The sequence below is a fragment of the Pseudomonas sp. NPDC087346 genome (genome assembly GCF_044744235.1).
GTDB lineage: Bacteria > Pseudomonadota > Gammaproteobacteria > Pseudomonadales > Pseudomonadaceae > Aquipseudomonas.
Genome location: NZ_JBIUXX010000061.1, coordinates 14,714 through 33,684, shown reverse-complemented (window position 1 = coordinate 33,684; position 18,971 = coordinate 14,714). Strand labels below are relative to the sequence as shown.

Sequence of the window (18,971 nt, the reverse complement as noted above, 5' to 3'; positions counted from 1 at the left end):
TATTTTCTTTTAGTGAGCTGTCATTAATTATTCGGTATAATAAATATTTTCATACAAAAATAATTGGCCCGGTAAATAATAATATTTATCTCTGTTTCGTTGCGCTGGAGACCATTTGCAGATAGAAATTCTGCATAAACATAAAAAACAGGTGGTTTTGTCTCATGCGCAAACTGGACCGTACCGATATCGGCATTCTCAACAGCCTTCAAGAGAACGCGCGCATCACCAACGCCGACCTCGCGCGCTCGGTGAATCTGTCGCCGACGCCGTGCTTCAACCGGGTCAAGGCAATGGAAGAATTAGGCCTGATTCGCGAGCAGGTGACCCTGCTGGACGCCGATCTGCTGGGCCTGCACGTCAACGTGTTCATTCACGTCAGCCTGGAGAAACAGGTGGAGGAGGCGTTGCAGCATTTCGAAGAGGCGATTTCCGATCGGCCCGAGGTGATGGAGTGCTACTTGATGGCCGGCGACCCGGATTATCTGATCCGGGTGCTGGTGCCGACGATTCAGTCGCTGGAGCGCTTCATGATGGATTTTCTGACCAAGGTGCCGGGGGTGGCGAATATTCGGTCGAGTTTTGCGTTGAAGCAGGTGCGGTACAAGACCGCGCTGCCGTTGCCGGCAAATGGGTTGACGCTGGGAAGTTGAAGATCAAAAGATCGCAGCGTGCCGCAGCTCCTACGGGATCGCATTCCAATTGCGTCCCGCAGTTTCGACAGGATCGCGATCTCCTGTAGGAGCTGCGGCACGCTGCGATCTTTTGCTTTAAAGCTTGTTAATCGGCACTTTCAGGTACACCACGCCATTATCTTCAGCCGCCGGAAAATTCCCCGCCCGCACATTCACCTGTATTGCCGGCAGCAACAGCGTCGGCATTCCCAGCCCGGCATCCCGCGTGGTGCGCATCTCGACGAACGCCGCCGCGTCGATCCCGTCATGCACATGGATGTTGCTTTTGCGCTGTTCGCCAACGGTAGTCTGGCACTGCGACTCGCGGCCCTCGGGCGGATAGTCGTGGCAAACGTAGAGCTTCACGCTGGCTGGGAAGGCCAGCAGTTTCTGGATCGAGGCGAACAGTTGATGCGCGTTGCCGCCGGGAAAGTCGCAACGCGCCGTGCCGACATCAGGCATGAACAACGTGTCGCCAACCAGAATCTGTTCTCCATCGATCAGGTAGGCCATGTCCGCCGGGGTGTGGCCGGGGACGTGCAGGGCGGTGGCCTTGAGGTTGCCGATCTTGAATGACTCGTTCGCCGCGAACAGGTGATCGAACTGCGAGCCGTCAACGCAAAATTCCGGCTCCAGATTGAACAGCGCCTTGAACACGTTCTGCACTTTGCTGATCGATTCGCCAATCGCAATCTTGCCGCCCAGTTCCCGGCGCAGGTACGGCGCGGCGGACAGGTGATCGGCGTGGGCGTGGGTTTCCAGCAGCCATTGCACCTGCAAACCATGAGCGCGAACGAAGGCGATGATCTTGTCGGCCTGCGCGGTGCAGGTGCGTCCGGCGGCGCCGTCGTAATCGAGCACCGGGTCGACGATTGCACACTGCCCGCCATCGGTCTCGTAGACCACGTAACTGTAGGTCGAGGAGGCGGGGTCGAGGAAAGCTTCAATCAGCGCGGGCATGGATACGAACCTGAACAGGGGAAATGGGTTGCAACACTTTATCTAAAAACATAATGTTCGCAGCTTAAGTGACCTTGAAGGCATCCTGCAAATGCAATCCAGTCTGACTGAATGTGAAGTCGCCCAACTACGCGCCTCGGCCTCCAAGGCCTGCTCGTTGCTCAAGGCGTTGGCCAACGAAGATCGATTGCTGATCCTCTGCCAGTTGACTCAGGGCGAGCGCAATGTCGGCGAGCTGGAGACAATGACCGGCGTGCGTCAGCCGACGCTGTCCCAGCAATTGGGGATTTTGCGCGATGAAGGACTGGTCGCGACCCGCCGTGAAGGCAAGTACATCTTTTACGGGCTCGCCAGTCACGAAGTGATTCAGGTGATGAAAACCCTGTCCGGACTCTACTGCGGAGCCGTGCTCAAAAGCTGGGAACAGCAATAAATGCCAGCCACTACACAACTCAGAAACTGTGGGAGCTAGCCTGCTAGCGATGGCGGGGGTTCAGTCAGCACTAATATTGGCGCTCCGGCCTCATCGCTAGCAGGCTAGCTCCCACAGGGTCTGTTGTGAACCTGGTATCAATCCTTGCGTGCAGCAAAAGGAACAAGCAATGAACGATCAACACTGGGGCCCATCCATCAGTGCAGATATCGTGGTCATCGGCGGCGGCACTGCCGGCATCGGTTTTGTCGCGAGCCTGCTCAAGCGCGATCCGCACTTGAAAATCACCGTGATCGAACCGAGTGCGCAGCACTATTACCAACCGGCGTGGACGCTGGTCGGCGGTGGCGCCTACAACGTCAAAGACACCGTCCGGCCGATGTCCTCGGTCATGCCGCGTCAGGTTAACTGGGTGCAAGCGGCGGTGACCGGCATCGATCCCGAGCAACGCCAACTTACGCTGAACGACCAACGCACCGTCAGCTATCAGAACCTGATCGTCTGCCCGGGCCTGCGTCTGGCCTGGGAAAAAATTGAAGGTTTGCAGGAAAGTCTTGGCCAGCACGGCGTGACTTCCAACTACAGCTATCAGCACGCGCAATACACCTGGGATCAGGTGCAAAAGCTGCGCGGCGGCAAGGCGCTATTCACCCAGCCGCCGATCCCGATCAAGTGCGCGGGCGCGCCGCAGAAGGCGATGTATCTGTCCTGCGATCACTGGCTTAAAAGCGGTGTGCTGAACAAGGTCGAGGTCGAGTTCAATCTGGCCGGTGCTGCATTGTTCGGGGTGCCGACGTTCGTGCCGCCGCTGATGAAGTACATCGAGAAATACAACGCTCAGCTGGCGTTCAATTCCAATCTGGTCAAGGTCGACGGCCCGGCGAAAACCGCGTGGTTCGACATTAAAGACGCTGACGGCAATGTCACCACGCAGACGAAGACTTTCGATCTGTTGCACGTGGTTCCGCCACAGGTGTCGCCGGATTTCATTGCGCAAAGTCCGCTGGCCGACACCGCTGGCTGGTGTGAAGTGAATCCGCACAGCCTGCAGCATCCGCGTTATCCCGAGGTGTTTGCGCTGGGTGATATCTGCGGCACGACCAACGCGAAAACCGCTGCGGCGGTGCGTAAGCAAATCGTCGTGGTCGCGCAAAACCTGTTGGCCCAGCGCAAGCAACAAACGCTGCCGCTGAAGTACGACGGTTACGGCTCGTGCCCGCTGACGGTGGAGAAGGGCAAAGTGATCCTTGCCGAGTTCGGTTATGCCGGCAAATTGCTGCCGACATTCCCCCTCGACCCGACGGTGCCGCGCCGTTCGGCGTGGTGGCTGAAGGCGACGTTGCTGCCGTGGTTCTACTGGAACGGCATGCTCAAGGGTCGCGAGTGGCTGACAAGCCTGTCCAAGGTCGACTGAGAAATCACTATGTTGCTGGCAAGTCTGTTTGGCGTGGTGATGGGATTGGTGCTTGGGCTGACCGGTGCCGGCGGCGGGATTCTCGCAGTGCCGGCGCTGGTGCTCGGTTTGGGCTGGACGATGACGCAAGCAGCGCCAGTGGCGCTGTTTGCGGTCGGCAGTGCGGCGGCGGTCGGTGCCATCGATGGTTTGCGGCACGGTCTGGTGCGTTATCGCGCAGCACTGCTGATTGCGGCGCTCGGCGCGGTGTTTTCGCCGGTAGGGATTTATTTCGCCCATCAGTTACCTGAGAAGATTCTGATGATTCTGTTCAGTCTGCTGATGGTGATGGTTGCCTGGCGCATGCTGCGGCGTGAACGGCAGGAAGAAGGACCGAGCGATCATGGTCACGCCAGTTGGGGCCAGAAGAATTGCATGCTCAATGAAGAAACCGGACGCTTCGACTGGACCGCCAAATGCACCGCGACCCTCGCGGCATTAGGCGCGGTCACTGGCGTGGTGTCGGGATTGCTCGGGGTTGGCGGTGGTTTTCTGATTGTGCCGGCGTTCAAGCAACTGACCGATGTGCAGATGCGCGGGATTGTCGCCACGTCGTTGATGGTGATCAGCCTGATTTCGGCGATTGGCGTGATCGGCTCGTTTCATGCCGGGGTGCGGATTGATGCGCAAGGCGCGGCGTTCATTGTCGCGAGCATTGTCGGCATGATCATCGGCCGCAAGCTCTGTGCGCGGGTGCCGGCGCGGGCGTTGCAGGTGGGGTTTGCCAGCGTGTGTCTGGTGGTGGCGGGGTACATGTTGTTGCGGGCGTAAAGCAAAAATCGCAGCCCGCTGGGAGCTGCGATCTTTTATCGGCTTACAACACCAGATGCGGCAACCACAGCGAAATCGCCGGAACGTAGGTCACCAGCATCAACACCAGGAACAACACTGCGTAGAACGGCATCAGTGCTTTCACCGTGCTTTCGATGCTGACCTTGCCCACCGCTGAGCCGACGAACAGTACCGCGCCCACGGGTGGTGTTATGAGCCCGATTCCCAGGTTGACCAGCATGATCATGCCGAACTGCACCGGGTCGACGCCGATGCCGAGGATCACTGGCATCAGAATCGGCGTAAGGATCAGAATCAGCGGGGCCATGTCCATCACCGTGCCGAGCAACAACAGCATGACGTTGATGCACATCAGGATCACGTAGCGGTTATCCGACAGGGTCAGGAACAGCGTGGTGATTTTCGCCGGAATCTGCATCAGGGTCATGATGTAGCCGAAGCTGGCGGCGAAACCGATCAGGATCATCACGATCGAAATGGTGCGTACCGTGCGATGCATCAGTTTCGGCAGTTCGCTCCATTTGTAGTCGCGGTAGATGAACATGGTGACGAAAAACGCCCACAGCACCGCGATGGCCGCCGACTCGGTGGCAGTGAAAATCCCTGAGAGAATGCCGCCGAGGATGATCACCATCGCCATCATGCCCCACAGCGCCTCGCCGCAGATTTTCAGGGCCTGACGCAGCGGGATGACTTCGCCTTTCGGGTAGTTGCGCTTACGGGCGAAGATCAGACAGAGCACCATCAGGCACGCGCTCATCAGCAAGCCCGGTACTATACCGGCCATGAACAGTGAGGCGATCGATACGGTGCCGCCGGCCGCCAGCGAATAGAGCACCGAGTTATGGCTGGGAGGAGTCAGCAGCGCTTGCACCGAGCCGCTCACGGTCACGGCCGTGGAAAACTCACGCGGATAGCCTTTGCGTTCCATTTCCGGAATCAGTACCGAGCCGACCGAGGCGGTGTCTGCCACCGACGAGCCGGAGATCGCGCCGAAAAACGTCGAGGCCATGATGTTGACCAACGACAGACCGCCGCGCACAAAACCGACCAGCACCCCGGCAAACGCCACCAGCCGCCGCGACATGCCGCCCTCGGCCATGATCGCCCCGGCCAGCACGAAGAACGGAATTGCCAGCAGCGAAAACTTGTTCACGCCCCCGGCGACTTGAATCATCAGCGCCTGAAAAGGGATGTCGATCCACCACGCACCAATCAGCGCCGAAAGCCCCAAAGCGTAAGCGACCGGCATGCCGATCAAGATCAAAGCGATAAAACTGCCCAGCAATACCAGCGCGTCCATCAGGCAGCCCCTTCACTTTCTTCAACCAGATCGAAACGCACGACCCGCCGGTTGCTCTGGTCACCGAGCAAGAGTTTTTCCAGTACGAAAATCAGCGTCAGTGCGCCGCCAATCGGGATTGGCATGTAGGTGATGCCCACGCGTAGCGTCGGCAATGCGCTCATGAACTGGTTCCAGGTTGCCAGGCACAGTTTGGTACCCCAGATCGCCATGAACAGGCAAATGGTCGCCATCAACAATTGCGAGACGATGCTCATGGCTTTGCGCAGGTCGGGAGGCATACGGTCGGTGAGCATGGCGACGGCCATGTGCGCCCCGGCGCGGTAGCTGGCGGCGGCGCCGATGAAGGTGAAAACCATCATCAGCAAAATGGCGGTGGGCTCTGGCCAACTGGAGCCGGTGCCGAGGACGTAACGGGCGAAGACGCCCCAGGGGATGATCAGGGCAATGGCCAACACCGACAAACCGGCGACCCAGATGCAGGCCATGTACAGCGTGTCGTTGATGCGCAGCAGTGAATTCTTCATCGGGTTCCACCGTAACCCGGTACTGCGATGCGCGCAGTACCGGGCCTTCAAAAGGAGCTGGGAGGGTTACTGAACGGCTTCGATACGCTTGATCAGATCGGCGTAAGGCGCGCCGTATTTTTCGCGAATCGAGGCAGTGGCCTCGTAAAACGGTTTCTTGTCGACGGTGATGAACTCGACGCCGGCGGCCTTGAGTTTTTCTTCACTGCTGGCGGATTTCGCGTCCCACAGCACGCGCTCTTCAAGCTGCGCAGCCTTGGCGGCCTTCTTCACCAACGTCTGCTGGTCGGGGGTGAGTTTTTCCCAAGTGATTTTCGACATCACGATCGGCTCGGGGAGGATCAAGTGCCCGGTCAGGCTGTAGAACTTGGCGTTCTGGAAGTGGTTGTGTTCGAGCAGCGTCGGCGGGTTGTTTTCCGCGCCGTCGATCACGCCAGTCTGTAGGGCGCTGAAGATTTCACCGGTGTCCATGGCGATGCCGTTACCGCCCATGGCGTTGATGGTCTCGATGAACATCGGGTTGCCCTGCACGCGGATTTTCATGCCCTTGAGATCTTCGAGTTTGCGCACCGGTTTCTTGGTGTAGATGTTGCGCGTGCCGCCGTCCATCCACGCCAGGGCGACCAGGCCGAATTCGGAGTTAGTGATCTTGTCGAGAATTGCATCGCCAACCTCGCCATCGATGACCGCGCGCATGTGCGCCTGGTCGCGGAAAATGAACGGCATGTTGAACACGTTCACATCCGGCACCACCGGCCCGACGATGCCCAGGCTGACGCGAGTCATCTGGATCGCGCCGACCTGCGCTTGCTCAATGACTTCTTTTTCCGAACCAAGCACACCGCCCGGGAAGTATTTGAAGGTGAGGTCGCCGTTGGTTTCCTTGGTCAGGGCTTTGCCCATGCTTTCTTCAGCGACCACGGTGGGATAACCGGCGGGGTGAATATCGGCGAACTTGATTTCCAGCGCCTGGGCGGCATTGGCGAGGGAGAAGGCGAGCGGTAAAGCGACGGCGAGCAAGGTGCGTTTGAAGTACATGGGGGTGAGTCTCCAGTCTTGTTATTTTTGTGTTCAAGGCGCAGCGGTGCAGGTGTTACAGGGAATCGTCAAACAGCGGTTCGTGAAGTCCTTTGACGCCGGGGTTGAGGGCGAACACGCCGCCGGCCAGGGATTGCGGGTCGTGGTCATCGCCCGGGCGAATCGAGGTCACGAACAAGGTGTCCATCCGGCTGCCACCGAAAGCGCACATGGTCGGTTTTTTCACCGGGACTTCGAGCGAAAAATCGAGTCGGCCATCGGGCGCGAAACGGTGGATGAGGCCGGCGTCATTGGCGCAGATCCAGTAGCAACCTTCAGCATCCACAGCAGCGCCATCGGGGCGACCGGGGAGGTGGTTCATGTCGACGAAGACGCGCCGGTTCGACGGCGTGCCGGTCTCCGTGTCGTAATCGAACGCCCAGATCAATTGCACGTCGGGATGGGAGTCGGACAGATACAGGGTTTTGCCATCGGGGCTGAAAGCGAGGCCATTGGGCACGATGAAACCGTCGAGTTGCGCTTCAATCACCCCTGACGCTCCGGCGCTGTAGCGATAGAGTCGGCCTTCGGGCGCGTTCAGGCCCATGTTCAACACCATGCTGCCGGCCCAGAAGCGACCCTGCCGATCACAGCGGCCGTCGTTGAGGCGCATGTCTTCGCGGCTGTGTCCGACGCTGGCGAGCAGGGCGCTGTCGAGGCTGCCGTCGGTGTGCGGCTGTAGATGAAAGAAGCCGCTTTCCATGCCTGCGATCCAGCCTCCACGGCTGTGGCGCGCGATGCAGGCGAGCATCTCCGGGGCTTTCCAGGCATGTACATGTCCGGTGTCAGCGCTCCAGCGTTGCAGGCTGCCGTTGGGAATATCGACCCAGTACAACGCATTTTCCTGCGGCACCCAGACCGGGCTTTCACCCACGGCGTTGCGGGCGTCGACGATCAATTCGGTTTGCATCCTCAATCCCTTGTGTCGTTGTCAGAGTGATCAGTCGCCAAACGGACCGGCCGCGACGAAGGCGCCACCCTGATAGATCCGCGCCGGATCGTCAGCCGCCGGCATCGGTTGCGCTTCGACCTTGTCGCGGAACACTTCGGAGCTGTCGCGGGCGGTAAAACCCAAGTGGCTGGCGAAGCGGTTATCCCACCAGACATCCTTGTTGTCGGACATGCCGTAGACCACGGTGTGGCCGACATTCGGCGTATACAGCGCACGTTCGAGCAGTTGGGTGAGATCGTCGAAACTCAGCCAGGTGTGCATCATTCGACGGTTCTGCGGCTCGGGGAATGAGGAGCCGATGCGGATGCTTACCGTCTCGATGCCATAGCGGTCGAAATAGAAGCTCGCCATGTCCTCACCGTAGGATTTCGACAGGCCGTAATAGCCATCCGGACGCCGTGCGGAACCGGCATCAAGGTGTTCATCCTGCTTATAGAAGCCGATAACGTGGTTGGAGCTGGCGAAGATCACCCGCTTCACGCCGTGTCGGCGCGCCGCTTCGTAGATGTGGAACACGCCGCAGATGTTGGCGCCGAGAATTTCTTCGAAAGGGCGTTCCACCGACACACCACCGAAGTGCAGGATCGCGTCCACACCTTCTACCAGTTGATGCACGGCATGTTTGTCGGCGAGGTCGCAAGGCACGACTTCTTCGTGCTCATCGACAGCCGGGGCGAGGGCGGCGATGTCTGACAGGCGCAACACGTTGGCGTAAGGACGCAGACGCTCGCGCAAGACTTTGCCCAGACCGCCGGCGGCGCCGGTCAGCAGCAGGCGATTGAAGGGTGCTGGGGTTGTTGAGGTAAACGTCATGGCAATCCCTGGACAATATTTGTTTTTGGATTTGTTGTAGGTTGTCGTATGACTTGGGTCGAAGTATCGGTACGGTTTCCGGGTCTTGTCAACGCGACTTTGGTTGAAAATGACGGAGGGTTATCGATCTGCCCGGAACCCAAGACCCGCAGCTGGATGCACTACTGTGCTGCGGGCGATGTGTTCGTCGACTCCCGGATACGGGCTACAACAGCGAAATCGGGTAACTGATGAAAATCCGGTTTTCATCGAATTCATTGGTACTGAAGTCGCGCCGAATCGTCGCGTTGCGCCATTTGACGTTGAGGTCTTTCAGCGGCCCGCTCTGTACGGTGTAGGCCAGTTCCGATTCGCGGCCCCATTCCTTGCCGTCGGTGGTCGTGCCGGTGTGCACGTTATCGCCGCTGATGTAGCGGTTCATCATCGTCAGGCCAGGCACGCCGAGGGCGACGAAGTTGTAGTCATGACGGAGCTGCCACGAACGTTCCTTGGCGTTGTCATAGCTCGCGTTGTAACTGTCGTTGGCCAGGGTGCCGCCGCTAGTGCCGTTGACCCGCATCCAGGCATCGTCGCCGCCGAGTTTCTGCAGGCCGAGGTAGAAGGTGTTACCGCCATATTTGGCGGAAAGCATGGCAAATGAAGTCTTGTTATCGAGGTCGCCGGCCTTGGCGCTGCCGTCTTCCTTGCCGGTAAAGAAACCGAGATTGGCGCCCAGCGTCCAGTCGCCGAACGGCTGGCTGTGGCTGACGTTGAAGTACTGTTGCTGATAGATGTCGGTGAGTTCGGCGTACCAGATGCCGACCAGCGTGCGCTTGTCATTGAAGGTGTATTATTCGCCACCGCCAAAATTGAAACGGTCTGAGGTGAATGCGCCGCGGCCATTCATCGACATGTCTTCCATGCTCGCATCGTTGCGCGGGCTGTTGCCACGGAACTGGCCGCCGTACATCGTCAGACCATTGATTTCGGTAGAGGTGATCTGACCACCGCGGAAGGTTTGCGGGAGGGAGCGGCCATCATCAGAGCGCAGGATCGGCAGCACCGGCATCCATTCGCCAACTTTCAATTCTGTCTTCGAAACCTTGGCTTTCAGCGCGACGCCGAGTCGACCGAAATTATCTGCCGGACGCCCGTCATCATGAATCGGCAACAGCTGCGTGCCACCGCTGCCTTTGCCGCCATCGAGCTTTTGCGAGTACATGCCGAGAATATCCAGACCGAAACCGACGGTGCCTTGGGTGAAGCCGGATTTCGCGTCGAGGATGAAGTTTTGCGTCCACTCTTCAGCCTTGCCCTGCGCATTGTTCGGGTTGGTGAAGTTGCGGTTGAAGTAGGCGTTGCGCAGGTTCAGCGTCGCTTTGCTGTCTTCGAGAAACCCTTCGGCATTGGCGGTCACGGGCAAGGCTAGGGCGAGGCTGCTGCAGCCGATCAGGCTCAGGGCGGAATAAGGGCGAACGAGGGTCGAACGGGAATTGCGGACGGATGTGCTCATTGTGGCGCTCCATGCTGCTTGTTGTTTTTATTATTTGTCATACGTCGTCGTACAACATGGTTGCGGATATTTCCTACGTTTTGCGGGAATGTCAACTGTAAGTTATACGATGACTTGCGGGTTCTGCAGAGAACCTAGGTGGGAGCGGGTGTGTCAGTGATGCTTTTACGGCAAACTGACGGCACTTCACGTACAAGGTTGTTCAATGGATCGATACGCGCCGCACGACTGGCAACCCCACGAGAAGCCCAGTCTGCCCGGTTCCCCCTCGACACCGCTGCACTCCAGCGCCAAGCGTCTGGCCTATGCGCTGGTCGGGCTGCTGGTGGCGTTGACCGGTGGCCTGGGGAATTCGCTGGTGGTCGCCAACCTGCCTTATTTGCAAGGTGCGCTCGGCGCGACCACGGCGGAAATGGCCTGGTTGCCGGCGGCGTATGTGATGACCAACGTGTCGATGAACCTGCTGCTGGTGAAGTTTCGCCAGCAGTTCGGTTTGCGCGCGTTTACCGAAGTGTTTCTGGTGCTGTATGCGCTGGTGACCTTCGGCCATTTGTTCGTCAACGACCTGAACTCGGCGGTGGCGGTGCGTGCGGCCCACGGCATGGTGGGCGCGGCGCTGAGTTCGCTGGGCCTGTATTACATGATTCAGGCGTTCCCGGCGAAATGGCGAATGAAAGCACTGGTGCTGGGGCTTGGCACTTCGCAATTGGCGTTGCCGCTGGCGCGACTGTTCTCCGAAGACTTGCTGCAAATCGCCGAATGGCGCGGCTTGTATCTATTCGAATTGGGCATGGCGTTGCTGTCGCTGGGCTGCGTATTCATGCTCAAGTTGCCGCCCGGTGACCGTTTCAAAACCTTTGAGCCGCTGGATTTCCTGACCTTCGCCATTCTTGCCACCGGCGTCGCGTTGTTGTGCGCAGTGCTGTCCCTCGGACGGATCGACTGGTGGCTGGAAGCCGACTGGATCGGCATCGCATTGGCGGGCTCGATTGCGCTGATTTTCACCGGTCTGGCCATCGAGCATAACCGCAGCAACCCGATGCTGATGACCCGTTGGCTCGGCAGCGGGGTGATGATCCGTCTGGCGCTGGCGGTAATCCTGATTCGCATGGTCACCTCGGAGCAATCCACCGGCGCCGTCGGCTTCATGCAAAACCTGAATATGAGCAGTCAGCAACTGCACAGTCTCTACGTGGTGATGCTGATCGGCAGCGTCGCCGGGCTGGCAACCAGTGCGCTGACCATCAACCCGAAGCACTTGCTCATGCCGTTGATTATCTCGCTGGCGTTAATGGCGACCGGCTCAGTGATGGACAGCTTTTCGAACAACCTGACGCGCCCCTCGAACATGTATTTCAGCCAGTTCCTGCTGGCGTTCGGCAGTACGTTTTTCCTCGGCCCGACCATGGTCCTCGGCACGCGCAACGTGCTGACCAATCCGCGTAATCTGGTGAGTTTTTCGGTGCTGTTCGGGATCTGCAATAACCTCGGCGGGTTGATCGGCTCGGCGTTGCTCAGCACCTTTCAGATCGCCCGGGAAAAATTCCACTCCAGCCATATCGTCGAGCAACTGACGATGACCAATCCGCTGGTGGCGGCGCGGGTGCAAAGCGGCGGCTCGGCTTACGGTTCACTGCTGGCCGACCCGAGCCTGCGCAATCTGGCCGGCATTCGCAGCCTGTCGAATGCCGCCACTCGCGAAGCCAACGTTCTCGCCTATAACGATGTATTCATGCTGATCGCGGTGATCGCGGTGCTGACCATGATCTGGATTTCCATTCGTGCGCTGTGGCTGATGAGTACCACCCGGGCCATCACTGCCACGCCTCCTGTACCTGCCAACGGTGCCAATTCTCAATGACCGAACCGACCACCACGACCACCAACGCCATCGCCGCCACTCCCGAGGGCGTGGCGCCGCCGGCATCAGCCAATACCGAGCCGCGCTCGTTGCGGGTGCGGATAATTTCCTCGATGGGCTTTGCCGCGATTGCCATCGTCGGCGTGATGATCGTGCTGTACGCCTGGCAACTGCCGCCGTTCAGCAGCGCGGTGGAAACCACCGAGAACGCCTTGATCCGGGGCCAGGTGACGATCATCGGCCCGCAGCTCGCCGGTTATGTTTATGAAGTGCCGGTGCAGGATTTCCAGTTCGTGAAGGCCGGTGATCTGCTGGTGCGGCTGGATGACCGTATCTATCAGCAGCGCCTCGACCAGTCGCTGGCGCAACTGGCGGTGCAGAAAGCTTCACTGGCCAACGTGGTGCAGCAGCGCAACAGCGCCGAAGCGACGATCAAGCTGCGTCAGGCGGCGGTGGCGGACAGTGAAGCGCAGTTGCGCAAGAGCGAGGCGGACTTGCGGCGCAACAAGGAACTGGTGAGTGACGGTTCGGTGTCAAAACGCGAGATGGACGTGACGCTCGCCGCCAATGCGCAGGGCATCGCCGCTGTGGCGCAGGCCAAGGCCAATCTGGAAATCGCCCGGCAGGATCTGCAAACGGTGATCGTCAATCGCGGCTCGCTGGAAGCCGCGGTGGCCAGCGCCGAGGCGGCGGTGCAACTGGCGCGAATCGATCTGTCGAACACACGGATCGTCGCGCCGCGCGACGGTCAGCTCGGGCAGATTGGCGTGCGTCTAGGCGCTTACGTCAACTCCGGCGCGCAGTTGATGGCGCTGGTGCCGAACCAGAAATGGGTGATCGCCAACATGAAGGAAACCCAGATGGATAACGTGCGGGTCGGGCAGCCCGTGCGCTTCACCGTCGATGCGTTGAACCACCGCAAATTCACCGGGCATGTGCAGCATATTTCGCCGGGCACCGGTTCCGAGTTCGCGCTGCTGCAGGCCGATAACGCCACCGGCAACTTCGTCAAGATCGCCCAGCGCGTGCCGGTGCGGATCACTATCGATGAGGGACAGCAGGAGGAAGAACGACTGCGCCCGGGGATGTCGGTGGTGGTGAGTATTGATACGGCGGCGGGTGATACCCAAAAACATTGATCCACACAGATCAAAACTGTGGGAGCTAGCCTGCTGGCGATTGCGGACTCGTATTCAGCACTGTTGCCGACTGACACTCCGCTATCGCCAGCAGGCTGGCTCCCACAGGGATAGGCGCTCAGGCAGCAATCATCGGGGGCAGGGTGCCCAGTAGCGAGACCGCCGCCACCGCGCCAATCCCCAGCAACCATTCCAGCATCACGCTGCGCTTGAGCGCTTCGGTGCGCTGTTCACAGTCCTTGATCCGCAAGCGATTCAACAGCGCCAGCCCGAGCATCCCAAGCACCAGAAAAGCCTTGATCAGCAGAATCAGGGCAAACCCCGAGAACAACGGCGTCGGCCACCACTGCCCGGTCAGCACCCGCACATTGATCAAGCCAGTCAGCAGCAACCCCGCCACCAACACATATCCAATTCCGCTGAAACGCTGCAACACCGCGCGTAGCGGCGCATTCGGCTGGCGCAAAATCATCACCAGCATCAACAACCCGCCAAGCCAGGCGCCGACGCAGGTCAGATGAATGACCTGATTGAGGATCAGCATCTGCCCGCTGAAACCATCCAGCATCGCCCCGTGACCCACCGGTGCCAACGTCGCCAGCAGCAACGCACTCAAGCCCAATCGCATAGGTTTGCTTGAGCGCCACGGCGTGAACAGCAGCGCCAGCAACAGCCCGTTGATCAGCAAGTGCCAGCGCCAGACCTGACCAAAAAACGTATTGCCCAGCACCACGCCAATCGTGTCCGGGTCAAACGCGGCCGCAGCCGAACCGGCCATGCTCGCGGTGATCAGCAATGCCCAGACGACGCCGCTGACCAGCGCAATAGCTGTCAGCCAGCGCGCCAGTCGGGCGAGGTGCCGATCCAGTTCTGGTGCTTCACCCTTGAGCAGCCAAGGCCTGAACAGCCAGGCCCCGAACAGCATCAACACCACGGTGAAATGCAGAAAGCGACACAGCACCAACGCTTCGGTCATGAATTACTGGCCAACCTTGAACTGATAGGCGCCTTCGCTTTTGTGCGTATCGACCGACACCGCGTGCCATTCGACTTTGTACTCACCGGCGCTGAGTGGCGCGGCGGGAGTGACGACCAGGGTTTTCTTGTCGCTGCCTTCAGTGGCCAGGGCTTTGACTGCGATGGGCGCGCCATCCTTGGTCAGGGTGACTTTGGTGAAGCTGGCTTCAACGCCTTCGGAAAAAGTCAGGCGCAAATCCGCAGGCGCGGCGACGGTGCTGTCGGCGGCCGGGGTCTGGCTTTTCAGGTGGGCGTGGGCGAAAGCGGAAGTGGCAATGACCATCGAAGCCAGCAGGGCACTGGCGGTCAGCAGTTTTTTCACGAACATGGGCAGTTCCTTATCAAAGAAGTCGCGGGGCAGAGTATAGAGCGTGCTTCACAACGCTTTCAGGCGCATATGAATAACCGGGAACGGCCGGCCTTGGCCATCGGTTTCCGAGCGTCCGATATTTTCGAAACCATAGTGCAGGTAAAAACCGTGAGCCTGTGGATTCTGTTCGTTGACGTCGACTTTCAGCAGCGGCCGGGTGACGTGATCGAGCAAGCGTCGACCGACACCCTGACCGCGAAAATCCGGGTCGATAAACAGCATCTGCACGGTGTCGGTATCGGTGGCGATGAACCCTGCCGGCGTCTGATCGGGGTTCTCCAGAACCCACACGTCGAGGGCCGGCAGATAGGTGTCGCGCACCAGATAAAACAGCAAACCAATGTCGTCTTCGCCGAGAAAATCATGGGTGGCGCGTACCGAGCGCTCCCACAGCGCAGCCAGTGCCGGATCGTCGGCCAGGATGCGTTTTCGAATGTTCATGGCCATGATCCTTCGAGTGGTTGCCAGGGAAGGAGGGCGATCCTAAACCAGAAAAAAGCCCAGGTGTGTGAAGAATCGTTCTCGGCTGTCGCCCCCGTGCCTGAGCGGATGCTAGTCTTGGGCAACGCTGTTGTCAGGGAGCCCTCATGGGCAATCACAAGATCGAAATTCGCCGCAGCAATGTCGAGAAAATCCTTCTGGCGGCGGAAAAGGTGTTCGCCGAAAAAGGCTTCGGCAGCACCGCCATGGCGGACATCGCCGCCGAAGTGCAACTGCCGCGCTCCAATCTGCATTACTACTTCAGCACCAAGAGTGAGCTGTACAGCGCGGTGCTGTTCGACCTGCTGGAAGTGTGGAAACAGGATGCGTTGTGCTTCGAGATGTTCGATGACCCACGGGTAGTGCTCAGCAGCTACATCCGCGCCAAGATGAACCATTCGCGCAGCCGTCCGTATGGCTCGAAAGTCTGGGCCAACGAGATCATCCACGGCGCGCCGACGTTGGGCGAGGCGCTGGACGTCAGTCTTTATGATTGGGCGAAGATGAAGGAAGCGAAGATTCGGCAATGGGTCGAGGACAAGCGGATTTTGCCGGTGGAACCGTCGGGCCTGCTGTACATGATCTGGGCCTCGACCCAGCATTACGCCGACTTCGATCATCAGGTGAATATTCTCAATGATCATCAGCCGCTGTCGGACATGCAGTTCGAGCGGGCGGTGCAGACGGTGACCAGTGTGATCTTGCGCGGGATCGGGCTGGAGCCCTGAGATGTGTGTTATGGCTACAGGCCTCATCGCGGGCAAGCCCGCTCCCACAGGGTTCTCTGGTGTACACAGCACTTGAGGACAACCCTAAAACCTGTGGGAGCGGGCTTGCCCGCGAAGGCGTCAGTTCAGACGCCGCCTGCCTCAAGGTGAAACATGGTAGGGATTGCGCGGATCATGATTCCAGTCCAGAAACGGCTTGCCCGTGTCCATCGGCACCATCTCGATGCAGTCCGCCACCGGGCAGGTGATCTGGCACAGATTGCAGCCCACACATTCATCATCAATCACTTCATATTTATGCGTCCCGTCCGCCTGCTTGAGGCTGCTGATCGCCTGATGTGACGTGTCCTCGCACGCAATATGGCAGCGCCCGCAACCGATGCAGGCGTCCTGATCAATCTTCGCGATTACTTGATAGTTGATGTCCAGGTACTTCCAGTCCGTGGTGTTGCCCACCGCCCGCCCGGAAAACTCGGCGAGGCTGGCGTAACCCTGACTGTCCATCCAGCGCGACAAACCGTCCTTCATCTCTTCGACAATCCGAAAGCCATGCAGCATCGCCGCCGTGCACACCTGCACCGCGCCGCTGCCCAGCGCAATGAATTCTGCCGCGTCACGCCAACTGCCGATGCCGCCAATCCCGCAAATTGGCAGGCCCTGGGTCTGCGGATCACGAGCGATTTCCGCGACCATGTTCAGCGCAATCGGTTTGACCGCCGAGCCACAGTAGCCGCCGTGAGTGCTTTTGCTGCCGACGACGGGCAGGGCGACCATGTGCTCCAGATCGACGCTGGTGATCGAGTTGATGGTGTTGATCAGCGACACCGCATCAGCGCCGCCGCGATACGCGGCACGAGCGGCGACGCGAATGTCGGTGATGTTCGGCGTGAGTTTGACGATCACTGGCAACGAGCAATAGGTCTTGCACCAGCGCGTCACCTGTTCGACATACTCCGGCACCTGACCCACAGCCGCGCCCATGCCACGTTCGGGCATGCCGTGCGGGCAACCGAAGTTGAGTTCGATGCCATCGGCGCCAGTGGCTTCGACCAGCGGCAGGATGTGTTTCCACGATTCCTCGACACAGGGCACCATCAGCGACACGATCAGCGCACGGTCCGGCCAGTCTTTTTTCACCTGGGTGATTTCGCGCAGGTTGATCTCCAGCGAGCGGTCGGTAATCAGCTCGATGTTGTTGATCCCCAGCACTTCGCGGTTGGCACCGTAGTGCGCCGAATAACGCGACGAGACGTTGACCGCTGCCGGGTCCTCGCCAAGGGTTTTCCAGACCACGCCACCCCAGCCGGCCTCGAAGGCGCGCACCACGTTGTAGGCTTTGTCGGTCGGCGGCGCGGAGGCCAGCCAGAACGGATTGGGGGCTTTGATGCCGGCGAAGACAATCGAGAGATCGGCCATTTACGCAGCCTCCACGTTAAGCATCAGTTGAACGTTGATCGCCTCGGCGGCCAGTTTGCCGTGTTGCACCGCTTGCACGGTGAGGTCCTGATCGAGACTGGTGCAGTCGCCACCGGCATACACCCCGGGAATGCTGGTGCGCAGGTTTTCATCGACTTGAATCCGTTCGCCCTGACGCTTCAATTCACGCGCCATCGGGTCAACGAGGGCGCCGCCGTCGAAAGACTGACCGATGGCTTTGAAGATCGCATCAGCCGCCAACTCGAAGGTTTCGCCAGTGGTTTGCAGGCGACCATCGACCAGATGAGTACGGGCGAAACGCATGCCGCGCACATGGCCCTGAGCGTCGAGCAGCACTTCTTCCGGTTGCGCCCAGGTCAGCAGGCGTACCTGATTGGCTTTGGCAATGTCCTGTTCGTGGCCGGTAGCGCCCATGTCCGCCGCACCACGGCGATACACCAGATTCACATCGCGAGCACCGAGGCGGGCCATTTGCACGGCCATGTCGATCGCGGTGTTGCCGGCGCCGAGGACGATGCAATGTTCGGCCAGCGGCAGTTGCGTGAGGTCATCGGACTGACGCAGTTCGCGGATGTAATCGGTGGCGGCGAGCACGCCGGGGGCATCTTCGTGGGGCAGGCCGAGTTGTTTGCTGGCATTCAGACCGATGCCGAGGAACACCGCGTCGAACTGCTGATGCAGTTCGCTGAGGCTCAGATTTTCGCCAAGTTTTTGCCCGTGGCGGATTTCGATGCCGCCAATTTGCAGGAGGAAATCCAGCTCCTTTTGCGCGTAATCATCGACCAGTTTGTACTTGGCGATTCCGTATTCGTTGAGGCCGCCAGCCTTCTCCCGTGCTTCGAAAATCACCACGTCATGCCCGTGCATGGCGCTGCGATGGGCGCAAGACAACCCCGCAGGCCCGGCGCCGACCACGGCGACGCGTTTGCCGGTGCTGGCGGCGCGCTGGAACGGGTGTTCGGTGAAGTGTGCGTTGTCCACGGCGTAGCGTTGCAGCATACCGATCAGCACGGGCGCGTACTCTTGGGCGTTGTTGCGCACGCAGGCTTGCTGGCAAAGAATTTCGGTCGGGCAGACTCGTGCGCAACTGCCACCGAGGATATTCGCCGAGAGGATTTTCTGCGCGGCGCCGGGAACGTTGTCCTGATGGATATTGCGGATGAACGAAGGAATGTCGATCTCGCTCGGGCACGCATTCACGCACGGCGCGTCGTAGCAATACAGGCAGCGCGAGGCTTCCAGATGCGCCTGCCGGGCGTTGAGCGGCGGCGCCAGATCGGTGAAATGGCCGGCGAGGGCGGCGGCGCTCTCATGCGGGTGCGGAAGATGGTTGAGGGTCTCGATCACGGTTTTTTGCCTCACGGTTATTGAGGTTTTCTGCCTCTGATGGGCAGTGGTTTTTGGTGTTGTCTGTGGGGGCCTCATCGCTGGCAAGCCAGCTCCCACAGGGATTGAAGTCGGAC

The 18,971-nt window shown here is 59.5% G+C and carries 18 protein-coding genes and 1 pseudogene; 7 read left to right on the top strand and 12 right to left on the bottom strand.

Going from position 1 to position 18,971, the window contains the following annotated elements:
* Nucleotides 1-164 precede the first annotated feature (164 nt).
* Entirely contained in the window at nucleotides 165-653 is a 489-nt protein-coding gene (gene bkdR / locus ACIOZM_RS26205; protein WP_016985245.1) for a Bkd operon transcriptional regulator BkdR, read from the top strand.
* A 117-nt stretch (nucleotides 654-770) separates the two neighbouring features.
* Here the strand turns inward: bkdR and ACIOZM_RS26200 are convergent, their stop codons facing one another.
* On the bottom strand, nucleotides 771-1,634 hold the full coding sequence (locus tag ACIOZM_RS26200; protein ID WP_401219184.1) for an MBL fold metallo-hydrolase: 864 nt from the start codon (nucleotides 1,632-1,634) through the stop codon (nucleotides 771-773).
* A gap of 91 nt (nucleotides 1,635-1,725) precedes the next feature.
* Here ACIOZM_RS26200 and ACIOZM_RS26195 point away from each other — a divergent pair, with 91 nt between their 5' ends.
* The 3 genes from ACIOZM_RS26195 (at nucleotide 1,726) to ACIOZM_RS26185 (ending at nucleotide 4,291) form a co-directional block, all read left to right on the top strand.
* The gene (locus ACIOZM_RS26195) at nucleotides 1,726-2,067 is read left to right on the top strand and encodes an ArsR/SmtB family transcription factor (protein WP_401219181.1); all 342 of its coding nucleotides are present in this window, start codon (nucleotides 1,726-1,728) and stop codon (nucleotides 2,065-2,067) included.
* A 169-nt stretch (nucleotides 2,068-2,236) separates the two neighbouring features.
* Nucleotides 2,237-3,481: an FAD-dependent oxidoreductase gene (locus ACIOZM_RS26190; RefSeq protein ID WP_401219179.1), complete on the top strand. Its 1,245-nt coding sequence runs from the start codon at nucleotides 2,237-2,239 to the stop codon at nucleotides 3,479-3,481.
* Nucleotides 3,482-3,490: 9 nt separating this feature from the next.
* Nucleotides 3,491-4,291 carry a sulfite exporter TauE/SafE family protein gene (locus ACIOZM_RS26185; protein ID WP_401219176.1) on the top strand — a complete coding sequence of 267 codons (801 nt, stop codon included), beginning with the start codon at nucleotides 3,491-3,493 and terminating at the stop codon, nucleotides 4,289-4,291.
* Between the two features lie 43 nt (nucleotides 4,292-4,334).
* On the opposite strand, the gene ACIOZM_RS26180 is transcribed toward ACIOZM_RS26185, so the two are convergent.
* The 6 genes and pseudogenes from ACIOZM_RS26180 to ACIOZM_RS26155 form a co-directional block, all read right to left on the bottom strand.
* Nucleotides 4,335-5,615 (bottom strand): TRAP transporter large permease, encoded by a 1,281-nt coding sequence (locus ACIOZM_RS26180; RefSeq protein ID WP_401219173.1) that lies wholly within the window; start codon nucleotides 5,613-5,615, stop codon nucleotides 4,335-4,337.
* Nucleotides 5,615-6,142 carry a TRAP transporter small permease gene (locus tag ACIOZM_RS26175; RefSeq protein ID WP_401219171.1) on the bottom strand — a complete coding sequence of 176 codons (528 nt, stop codon included), beginning with the start codon at nucleotides 6,140-6,142 and terminating at the stop codon, nucleotides 5,615-5,617. The genes ACIOZM_RS26180 and ACIOZM_RS26175 overlap by 1 nt, the downstream gene beginning before the upstream one ends.
* A gap of 66 nt (nucleotides 6,143-6,208) precedes the next feature.
* Nucleotides 6,209-7,180, bottom strand: coding sequence for a TRAP transporter substrate-binding protein (locus ACIOZM_RS26170; RefSeq protein ID WP_401219168.1), 972 nt, complete (start codon nucleotides 7,178-7,180; stop codon nucleotides 6,209-6,211).
* A gap of 55 nt (nucleotides 7,181-7,235) precedes the next feature.
* Nucleotides 7,236-8,129, bottom strand: coding sequence for an SMP-30/gluconolactonase/LRE family protein (locus ACIOZM_RS26165; RefSeq protein WP_401219166.1), 894 nt, complete (start codon nucleotides 8,127-8,129; stop codon nucleotides 7,236-7,238).
* A 30-nt stretch (nucleotides 8,130-8,159) separates the two neighbouring features.
* The gene (locus ACIOZM_RS26160) at nucleotides 8,160-8,984 is read right to left on the bottom strand and encodes an NAD-dependent epimerase/dehydratase family protein (RefSeq protein ID WP_401219163.1); all 825 of its coding nucleotides are present in this window, start codon (nucleotides 8,982-8,984) and stop codon (nucleotides 8,160-8,162) included.
* A 205-nt stretch (nucleotides 8,985-9,189) separates the two neighbouring features.
* Nucleotides 9,190-10,476: pseudogene (locus tag ACIOZM_RS26155) on the bottom strand (OprD family porin).
* Nucleotides 10,477-10,681: 205 nt separating this feature from the next.
* Here ACIOZM_RS26155 and ACIOZM_RS26150 point away from each other — a divergent pair.
* Entirely contained in the window at nucleotides 10,682-12,337 is a 1,656-nt protein-coding gene (locus tag ACIOZM_RS26150; RefSeq protein ID WP_401219160.1) for an MFS transporter, read from the top strand.
* A complete protein-coding gene (locus tag ACIOZM_RS26145; RefSeq protein ID WP_401219157.1) occupies nucleotides 12,334-13,476 on the top strand; it encodes an HlyD family secretion protein in 1,143 nt (380 codons plus the stop codon). The genes ACIOZM_RS26150 and ACIOZM_RS26145 overlap by 4 nt, the downstream gene beginning before the upstream one ends.
* A gap of 118 nt (nucleotides 13,477-13,594) precedes the next feature.
* On the opposite strand, the gene copD is transcribed toward ACIOZM_RS26145, so the two are convergent.
* Genes copD through ACIOZM_RS26130 form a run of 3 tightly spaced genes read right to left on the bottom strand, consistent with a single transcriptional unit; the run spans nucleotide 13,595 to nucleotide 15,304 of the window.
* The gene (gene copD / locus ACIOZM_RS26140; protein ID WP_401219154.1) at nucleotides 13,595-14,452 is read right to left on the bottom strand and encodes a copper homeostasis membrane protein CopD; all 858 of its coding nucleotides are present in this window, start codon (nucleotides 14,450-14,452) and stop codon (nucleotides 13,595-13,597) included.
* Nucleotides 14,453-14,455: 3 nt separating this feature from the next.
* Entirely contained in the window at nucleotides 14,456-14,821 is a 366-nt protein-coding gene (gene copC, locus ACIOZM_RS26135) for a copper homeostasis periplasmic binding protein CopC (protein WP_401219151.1), read from the bottom strand.
* A gap of 48 nt (nucleotides 14,822-14,869) precedes the next feature.
* Nucleotides 14,870-15,304, bottom strand: a complete 435-nt coding sequence (locus ACIOZM_RS26130; protein ID WP_401219149.1) for a GNAT family N-acetyltransferase — start codon at nucleotides 15,302-15,304, stop codon at nucleotides 14,870-14,872.
* A gap of 146 nt (nucleotides 15,305-15,450) precedes the next feature.
* On the opposite strand from ACIOZM_RS26130, the gene ACIOZM_RS26125 reads away from it, so the two are divergent.
* On the top strand, nucleotides 15,451-16,071 hold the full coding sequence (locus tag ACIOZM_RS26125; RefSeq protein WP_339447173.1) for a TetR/AcrR family transcriptional regulator: 621 nt from the start codon (nucleotides 15,451-15,453) through the stop codon (nucleotides 16,069-16,071).
* Between the two features lie 141 nt (nucleotides 16,072-16,212).
* On the opposite strand, the gene preA is transcribed toward ACIOZM_RS26125, so the two are convergent.
* Both preA and ACIOZM_RS26115 read right to left on the bottom strand, forming a co-directional pair.
* Nucleotides 16,213-17,487 (bottom strand): NAD-dependent dihydropyrimidine dehydrogenase subunit PreA, encoded by a 1,275-nt coding sequence (gene preA, locus ACIOZM_RS26120; protein WP_401219147.1) that lies wholly within the window; start codon nucleotides 17,485-17,487, stop codon nucleotides 16,213-16,215.
* On the bottom strand, nucleotides 17,488-18,855 hold the full coding sequence (locus tag ACIOZM_RS26115) for an NAD(P)-dependent oxidoreductase (RefSeq protein WP_401219144.1): 1,368 nt from the start codon (nucleotides 18,853-18,855) through the stop codon (nucleotides 17,488-17,490).
* Nucleotides 18,856-18,971 lie beyond the last annotated feature (116 nt).

Excerpts from the sequence above, each read along its gene's own strand:
- ACIOZM_RS26165 (WP_401219166.1), bottom strand. The coding sequence starts at position 8,129 with ATGCAAACCGAATTGATCGTCGACGCCCGCAACGCCGTGGGTGAAAGC.
- ACIOZM_RS26180 (WP_401219173.1), bottom strand. The coding sequence starts at position 5,615 with ATGGACGCGCTGGTATTGCTGGGCAGTTTTATCGCTTTGATCTTGATC.
- ACIOZM_RS26170 (WP_401219168.1), bottom strand. The coding sequence starts at position 7,180 with ATGTACTTCAAACGCACCTTGCTCGCCGTCGCTTTACCGCTCGCCTTC.
- ACIOZM_RS26130 (WP_401219149.1), bottom strand. The coding sequence starts at position 15,304 with ATGAACATTCGAAAACGCATCCTGGCCGACGATCCGGCACTGGCTGCG.
- ACIOZM_RS26200 (WP_401219184.1), bottom strand. The coding sequence starts at position 1,634 with ATGCCCGCGCTGATTGAAGCTTTCCTCGACCCCGCCTCCTCGACCTAC.
- ACIOZM_RS26160 (WP_401219163.1), bottom strand. The coding sequence starts at position 8,984 with ATGACGTTTACCTCAACAACCCCAGCACCCTTCAATCGCCTGCTGCTG.
- copD (WP_401219154.1), bottom strand. The coding sequence starts at position 14,452 with ATGACCGAAGCGTTGGTGCTGTGTCGCTTTCTGCATTTCACCGTGGTG.
- ACIOZM_RS26175 (WP_401219171.1), bottom strand. The coding sequence starts at position 6,142 with ATGAAGAATTCACTGCTGCGCATCAACGACACGCTGTACATGGCCTGC.
- copC (WP_401219151.1), bottom strand. The coding sequence starts at position 14,821 with ATGTTCGTGAAAAAACTGCTGACCGCCAGTGCCCTGCTGGCTTCGATG.
- ACIOZM_RS26145 (WP_401219157.1), top strand. The coding sequence starts at position 12,334 with ATGACCGAACCGACCACCACGACCACCAACGCCATCGCCGCCACTCCC.
- bkdR (WP_016985245.1), top strand. The coding sequence starts at position 165 with ATGCGCAAACTGGACCGTACCGATATCGGCATTCTCAACAGCCTTCAA.
- ACIOZM_RS26125 (WP_339447173.1), top strand. The coding sequence starts at position 15,451 with ATGGGCAATCACAAGATCGAAATTCGCCGCAGCAATGTCGAGAAAATC.
- ACIOZM_RS26185 (WP_401219176.1), top strand. The coding sequence starts at position 3,491 with ATGTTGCTGGCAAGTCTGTTTGGCGTGGTGATGGGATTGGTGCTTGGG.
- ACIOZM_RS26150 (WP_401219160.1), top strand. The coding sequence starts at position 10,682 with ATGGATCGATACGCGCCGCACGACTGGCAACCCCACGAGAAGCCCAGT.
- ACIOZM_RS26195 (WP_401219181.1), top strand. The coding sequence starts at position 1,726 with ATGCAATCCAGTCTGACTGAATGTGAAGTCGCCCAACTACGCGCCTCG.
- preA (WP_401219147.1), bottom strand. The coding sequence starts at position 17,487 with ATGGCCGATCTCTCGATTGTCTTCGCCGGCATCAAAGCCCCCAATCCG.
- ACIOZM_RS26190 (WP_401219179.1), top strand. The coding sequence starts at position 2,237 with ATGAACGATCAACACTGGGGCCCATCCATCAGTGCAGATATCGTGGTC.